Source organism: Methylocaldum sp. (genome assembly GCF_039794385.1).
Lineage (GTDB): Bacteria > Pseudomonadota > Gammaproteobacteria > Methylococcales > Methylococcaceae > Methylocaldum.
In genome coordinates this window covers 1-6,810 of the sequence record NZ_JBDIVO010000257.1, presented here as the reverse complement: position 1 = coordinate 6,810, position 6,810 = coordinate 1, and the positions used below count along the sequence as shown (strand labels likewise).

Genomic DNA, 6,810 nt, shown 5'->3' with positions numbered 1-6,810 from the left:
GTTGCCCAGCAAGGCCTCGGCGCCGCCCTGGTCGATGATGGTGCGCGAATCGATGCGCGACGACACCTGGAAGGCGATGCGGGTCGGGATGTTGGCCTTGATCAGACCGGTGAGGACGTCCACGGAAGGCCGCTGGGTGGCCAGAATCAGATGCAGTCCGGCGGCGCGCGCCTTCTGCGCCAGGCGGGCGATCAGTTCCTCGACCTTCTTGCCCACGATCATCATCATGTCCGCCAGTTCGTCGATGACGATGACGACATAGGGCAGGGGCGTTAGGGTAGGGGGCTCTTCGCCCTCCAAGGCTTGATCGGCGGACCACATGGGATCGCGAATCGGTTGACCGGATTCGATGGCCTCGGTGACCTTTTGATTGAACCCCGCGAGATTGCGGACGCCGAGCATGGACATCAGCTTGTATCGCCGCTCCATTTCCGCCACGCACCAGCGCAGGGCGTTGGCGGCTTCCTTCATGTCGGTCACCACCGGCGTCAATAGATGGGGAATGCCCTCGTACACCGAGAGTTCCAGCATCTTGGGATCGATCATGATCAGGCGGATCTCGTCCGGCCGTGCCTTGAACAGCATGCTGAGGATCATGACGTTGACGGCGACCGATTTGCCGGAGCCGGTGGTGCCAGCCACCAGAAGGTGAGGCATGCGGGCCAGATTCGCCACCACCGGCTGGCCGCTGATGTCCTTTCCGAGAACCAGGGTCAGGGGCGAGCCGGAGTGCTGGTAAGGTTCGGACGAAAGCACCGAATGGAGCAGTACGGTTTCGCGCTCCTCGTTGGGGATTTCGAGGCCGATCACGGATTTGCCGGGAATGATCTCCACCACCCGGACGCTGGTGACGGACAAGGCCCGCGCCAGGTCTTTCGCCAGTCCGCTGATCCGGCTCACCTTGACGCCGGCCGCCGGCTGGATTTCGAATCGCGTGATGACGGGGCCGGGATGGACCTCGGTGACCTGGACCTCCACGCCGAAATCCGCGAGGATCGTCTCCACCAGCTGGGACATTTCCTCCAGGGCCGCGTCGGAGTAGCCCCTGATCTTCGGAGCGACACTGTTGAGTAAATCGAGCGGAGGCAGTTCGCCCTCGTTCGGCAAAGGCGTGCTGGCCGGCTTCGCGGCTTTTCGGAACCGGAACGGTTCCTTGGGTTCCTTGGGCTCTTTGGCGTCTTTGACTTCCGGGGGCTGAGGTTTGCGTTTGACCGTGGGCTCGATTCGCTTGGGCTTGACCTTATCTCTCGGTGCGTCGATCCGAGGCTCGCTTTCTTCGCGCTGCCGTTCCGGTCGGGATGTTCCGGCAAGCGCTCGGAACGCGGCGAAAAAGCCGTTGGCGACCATCAAGCCGCCTTTCCCCACCGCGTCCAGCAAGCCCAGCCAGGAAAGGCTGGTATAAAGCGAGACGCCCGCCAGAAAAAACGAGATGAGCAATATGGTGGCGCCGGTCGTGCCGAACGCGCCGGTCAATAGTCCGGCCGCTTCCTGGCCCAGGATGCCGCCGCTGGTCTCGGGAAGAGGAAACGGCAGACGCAGTACGTGAATATCGGCTAAAGCGGAGCCTGCCGCCATCGCGGTCCCGAAACCGAACCAGCGAAACAGGTAGTTCGCGGCGCCGGAGGGTTCTTTCGAGGCGGGGCCTTTGTAGATAGCGTAGCCGTAACCGGACAGCAAAAAAGGAAACAGGAAAGCCGGTATTCCGAACAGGGAAAGGGAGAAATCCGCGAGCCAGGCCCCGACCGCGCCACCGCCGTTGGCGATGGGATGGCCCGTGCCGGTATGCGACCAGCCCGGATCACTCGAGTCGAAAGTCATCAGGGAGATCAGGAAAAACAACGAAATAGCCAGGTAAATCAAAAAGGCTGCTTCGCGCAGCCCTCTGACCAGTACCGAGCCCAGATCCTGACCGATCGTGAGCTTTTTGTAAAACTGCGACAAAATTCTCACCAAATCAAATAAATAAATGACCGGGGTATTGTTCAAAATCGGCGTCATTTAATCAAGAGCCGGGGTTTACGCCCCAAAAACTTATCGTCATACTTGGTATTTTGTTGTTGCGATAACCCAACCGAGGAGCACATGACCGAACAAAGACATTGCCGGTTGTTGATCTTGGGATCCGGTCCGGCTGGATACAGCGCCGCCATATATGCGGCGCGCGCCAATCTGAACCCGGTCCTCGTCACCGGCATCCAAATGGGCGGACAATTGACCACGACCACCGAGGTGGACAACTGGCCCGGCGACCCCGAGGGACTTCTAGGGCCCGACCTCATGGAGCGCATGCGCCGTCATGCCGAACGCTTCGAGACCGAAATCATCTTCGATCACATTCATACGGCCGATCTGTCGTCCAGGCCGTTCCGGCTGACCGGCGATTCCGGCGTATATACTTGCGATGCCCTGATCATCGCCACCGGGGCATCCGCCCGCTATCTGGGCCTGCCGTCAGAGGAAGCGTTCAAGGGCAGAGGCGTATCGGCGTGTGCGACCTGCGACGGATTTTTCTATCGGAACAAGCCCGTGGCGGTCATCGGCGGCGGAAATACGGCGGTGGAAGAGGCCCTTTATCTCGCCAACATCGCATCCCATGTCACCGTCGTGCATCGGCGCGATAAGTTTAGATCGGAAAAGATTCTTTCGGAAAAACTGCTGGAACGTGCGCGATCCGGCAACGTGACCATCGAGTGGAATCATGTGGTGGACGAAGTGCTGGGCGACGACTCGGGGGTCACCGGATTGCGCATCAAGAGCGCACAGGACGGCTCGTCCAAGGATTTGACGCTGGATGGCGTCTTCATCGCAATCGGCCATACGCCCAATACCGAAATATTCGCCGGGCAATTGGAGATGCGCGACGGTTACATCATCGTTAAGAGCGGGCTCGAAGGCAATGCGACGGCGACCAGCGTGCCGGGCGTATTCGCCGCCGGCGATGTAGCCGATCCCGTTTACCGCCAGGCGGTCACGTCTGCCGGTTCGGGATGCATGGCGGCGCTGGATGCCGAGAAATACCTGGACGGTATCGGAGGCGGCTGATCGCCGTCTCGCTTAACTCTTGAAAAAAATGCGAGCGGCCGGACACGTCGGCTGCCCGCAGGATTGCTCGAATAAGAAGATCAATTAATGGAGCCGTTATCCATGTCCCAATATCGAAAGTTCATTTGTTCCGCTTGCGGTTATGTTTACGACGAGGAACTGGGCGATCCCGATTCCGGCATCGCCCCCGGCACGCGTTGGGAAGACATTCCGGACGATTGGGTATGTCCCGAATGCGGGGTGGACAAAAGTTACTTCGATGCCATGGAGTAAGCCGGGCGAGCTCGGGCACTTCGTCGGCAAAGGACTGTCGACCTACGAGTTAGCTGTAGTAGGTCGGGAATCCTTTCCCGACATGACGAGGCGGGAAACATGACGGGTCGTCGGCAACGGATTGCCGACCTACAACCTTCCCGATCCACACTGCTAAACCTTGATGAACAACGTTCTAGCCGACGGTCTTCTGGCGCTTTCGGACGGATGCCGGAAGAACCCGTTCCAGCAGTTTCGACCCCTGAACGGCTTCGGGAACTTGGGCTGGCGACGAAAGGCTGGCGATCCGGCGGCCTTCTTCCATCAAGGCCTGTCGCTCTTGCTCCATCTCGCGGAGTAACTCCGCCACCCGGTCGCCGCTCAGATCCAAAGCCAGCCCGATGCCGTCTCGCAGTCCCTTGATCGCGGTGCGTTCGGCCGAGGGCTTCAGCTTTCGATAAAGAAAATAGGGCAGCAGCCAGGACAGGGCGATGAGCAATACGCTGTGTATCGCGAAATCGGTTCCCAGATAGCCCAGGTGGTAAAGCGCGCTTTCGTAATAGCCTTTGACGACTTGGTAGGAAACCCATCCGATCGCGATCAACGGTAGGAAAACCGTCAGGAAGCCGGAAAGTTTCAGGAAGAAACGTTGCAGCGCGTTTCCCGGATTGGCCAATGCCAGCCGCAGCGACCGCTGCCCCTCCGAGAGAACGGTGCGGCCCACTCCGCCCGCCAACTGGTCCAGCCGCGTCTTGAGCGGGACCACGGCAAGTCCCCGTTCGCCGGCTTCGACGATCAAATGATCCAGCGCGTCCCGATACCGACTTTCCGCCCAGTCATCCCACAAGATCGATTCGGGCGGCGCTTTTTCGGATCGGGGTTTCTCGTCGGGAGATTTGGTCAAATCGATGCGCCGGCGGAGCAAGCTGGTTTCATGGGTGACGAACGCGCGGGAGACCTCTTGGATCGGCCATTCCAAGCCCTTCATCAAATCATCGTGCATTTCCTGCCAGATCCCGGACCAATTCGGTTCCAGGCCGGCGTAACCGTCGCGGTTGCCGAGTTTTTCGAGACAATCGTGCAAAGCGTCCCGAAGCGCATCGAGGCGCAAGGTTTCCGCCCGCATCTCCAACTGATGGATGACATGGCGGTCGGCCATGTCCTGGAGGATGGCCTGCAAAGTCTCGAAATCGTCGGGTTTTCGCTCTCCTTCGATTTCGCGGCTGTCGGTTCGGAGCAAGATGGGATTCCTGAAACCGGCCTTGGTCAGCAGTTTAGCGAAATCTTCGATCTGAGCGGGGTGGCCGTGGTCCCACTGGTTCATGACGAACAGCCAGGCGTGCTCGCCGCCGTGGGCCTGCAGCAGGCGCCAGCCTTTATCGTCGCGATAGCGCTCGGGGCTGACCACGTAAATCAAAACATCGATGTGAGGCAGCCAGTCCAGCACGAGTTCCCGGTTGCTCTGTTCGATGCTGTCGATGTCGGGCATGTCGATCCAGAGGATCTGCCGGCGCCGGTCGTCGTGGTGATAGGCCGTGCGCACCCGGTCGATGGGAAAGTTCTTCGGGAGGTGTTGGATTTTCACCGAGTCATGGAGATAAAGGGACACCTCCCTCGATGTCGGGCGCTCGACGCCGGTTCGGGCGATACCCTGGCCGGCAAGCCGGTTCAGCAGGGTGCTCTTGCCGACGCCGGTCCCGCCGAAAAAAGCCGCAACCAAGGGGCGGTGTGCGCCGGCTTCGAACAGGGCCGCCGGCGTTCCGATGTCCACTTCGTTTAGGGCGTGGATGTCCCCTGACGTGAGCCATCCTTCGGCTTGGGCTTTTTCCGCCCAGCCCTTTGCAGTCGTCAGCAGTTGTTCGAAGGGTATTTGCATGGCTTAAACCAGTTGCGCTTCGGCCGACTCGATGGCCTCGGGGGAAATGTTGAACTGACGGGAGGTGTCCATCTGCCCCGGTAGACCGTTCAAATAGGCATGAACGGTTCTGTCGAATAATGCTTCCACGGCTTTGAACTGCTTCTGCTTGAGGTCGGCCGCCGCTTTGCTCATGTAACGCCCCAGCGCGCTCTCGGCGAGCATGGTCGTCAGCGAGAGCATGGCCGGTGCGATGATGAAATCCTGCACGCCGATGCCGCCGGTATGCAGGGCCACGGCCAGTGCTGCAGCGTCGGTGGTGACGCGGGTGGCCCTGAGGCCATTCAAGACTGCGGGATGTTCCCGCAGGCGATCGTACAGACTGTGCGCGGTTTTCTCGATCTCCGGTTGAAACGCCCGAATATATTGGTCGACAGCCAATTCGTAGCGGTTCGTCAGGACCGGTCTCGTGGTTCTGAGCAGTCCTGCCATCTCTTTCCACCAGGCTTGCCGGGACGGATCGTCGTCGCGTTTCAGAAGAATGGTTTCGCTGATGCGTATGAACAGGTGTTCGGCGGCTTGGTGCAGGATCGCAGCCTCGCCGCTGATGCTCTGCTGGCGACGGCCGCCGACGGCCTGGCCGAGTTTTACGATCTGCCGCACCGGCCAGGTCACGATCTTGCGTGCCGTGAGCAGCGTGCCCGCGAGGCCTGGAATTTCCAGCAGCGTCAGGAGTTCTGCCAGCGCTCGCTGGAATGTCTCGTAATGGTGGGGATGGTTGAGATAATCCCGCTTGTAAAGATTCAGGCTGTCGCGGACGGCCTCATCGACCAAGCTGTGCCATTCGGTCTTGAGGCTGTGCTCGGCCTTGACCGGCGCCAGCCAGTCGCGCCAATGAACCTGGACAAAATGCTTCGCATTCTTCGCGTGCCGCTCGCGACGGACTTCCCCGATTGCCCGATCTACGGCGCCGAGAAGTTGTGTGCGCTCGCTGTGCAGCAGGGCAAAGTCGTCGACCTGAATGTTTTCCAGATAAGGGACGGTAATGATGGGCGGAGGCGGGTCCCGCCGGGCGTTTCGCCACTTCTCTTGGAGCGATCCGACCAAAGTCTGGTAGGACGTTTTCTCGATTTTATTCAAGCAGATCACGGTCGGCTGAGACAACGGCTCCAATAGATCGATCAGTTCCCAGACCGACAAGTCGGCGTACTTGTCCTTGCTCAATATTAGCAAGACCACGTCGGCCAAGGCCGCCACGCGCAGGACGGCTTGCCGGTACTCTTCGGCATCGACGGAATCGAAATCCGGCGTATCCCAGAGTACGGACCCGCTCAAGGCATGACGCGCATCGGCTGCGGTCTCCAGTAGCGCGAAGCAGTCGTAGCGGTCGGACGGAAGCACATCCCGAGGGCAGCGCTGGTATTGCCGGAAATAGCCGTCGATCCATTCCACGCGGTCGGGCGGGAGATTGATGCAAAACCCCTGCGGATGAACGGTAAAACCGGCTAGCGGACTGACTTCCGCAAGCTTCTTCTCGAGCAGCCAGTTGATGACCGAGCTTTTTCCCGCTTGCGTGGGGCCTAAAACGGCAATCTGTAGCGGATGATCCTTCCTCGACCGATTCAATTCTCCCTTTTCCAGTACCGCCTCGCCGAAGCTTA

General features: G+C 59.8%; 5 protein-coding genes. 2 read left to right on the top strand and 3 right to left on the bottom strand.

Annotated features, from left to right (window positions below; all coding sequences use genetic code 11):
• On the bottom strand, window positions 1–1,998 hold a 1,998-nt coding region (locus ABJK70_RS17975; protein WP_347258665.1), incomplete at its 3' end, for a DNA translocase FtsK 4TM domain-containing protein.
• A gap of 84 nt (window positions 1,999–2,082) precedes the next feature.
• Here ABJK70_RS17975 and trxB point away from each other — a divergent pair.
• Together trxB and ABJK70_RS17965 are read left to right on the top strand one after the other, a co-directional pair.
• The gene (gene trxB / locus ABJK70_RS17970; RefSeq protein WP_347258664.1) at window positions 2,083–3,042 is read left to right on the top strand and encodes a thioredoxin-disulfide reductase; all 960 of its coding nucleotides are present in this window, start codon (window positions 2,083–2,085) and stop codon (window positions 3,040–3,042) included.
• Between the two features lie 102 nt (window positions 3,043–3,144).
• Window positions 3,145–3,315 (top strand): rubredoxin, encoded by a 171-nt coding sequence (locus tag ABJK70_RS17965; RefSeq protein WP_077729473.1) that lies wholly within the window; start codon window positions 3,145–3,147, stop codon window positions 3,313–3,315.
• A gap of 175 nt (window positions 3,316–3,490) precedes the next feature.
• On the opposite strand, the gene ABJK70_RS17960 is transcribed toward ABJK70_RS17965, so the two are convergent.
• Both ABJK70_RS17960 and ABJK70_RS17955 read right to left on the bottom strand, forming a co-directional pair.
• Window positions 3,491–5,170 carry a GTPase gene (locus ABJK70_RS17960; RefSeq protein WP_347258663.1) on the bottom strand — a complete coding sequence of 560 codons (1,680 nt, stop codon included), beginning with the start codon at window positions 5,168–5,170 and terminating at the stop codon, window positions 3,491–3,493.
• Between the two features lie 3 nt (window positions 5,171–5,173).
• Window positions 5,174–6,810, bottom strand: a 1,637-nt coding sequence (locus ABJK70_RS17955) for a GTPase domain-containing protein (RefSeq protein WP_347258662.1), incomplete at its 5' end; no start/stop codon positions are given.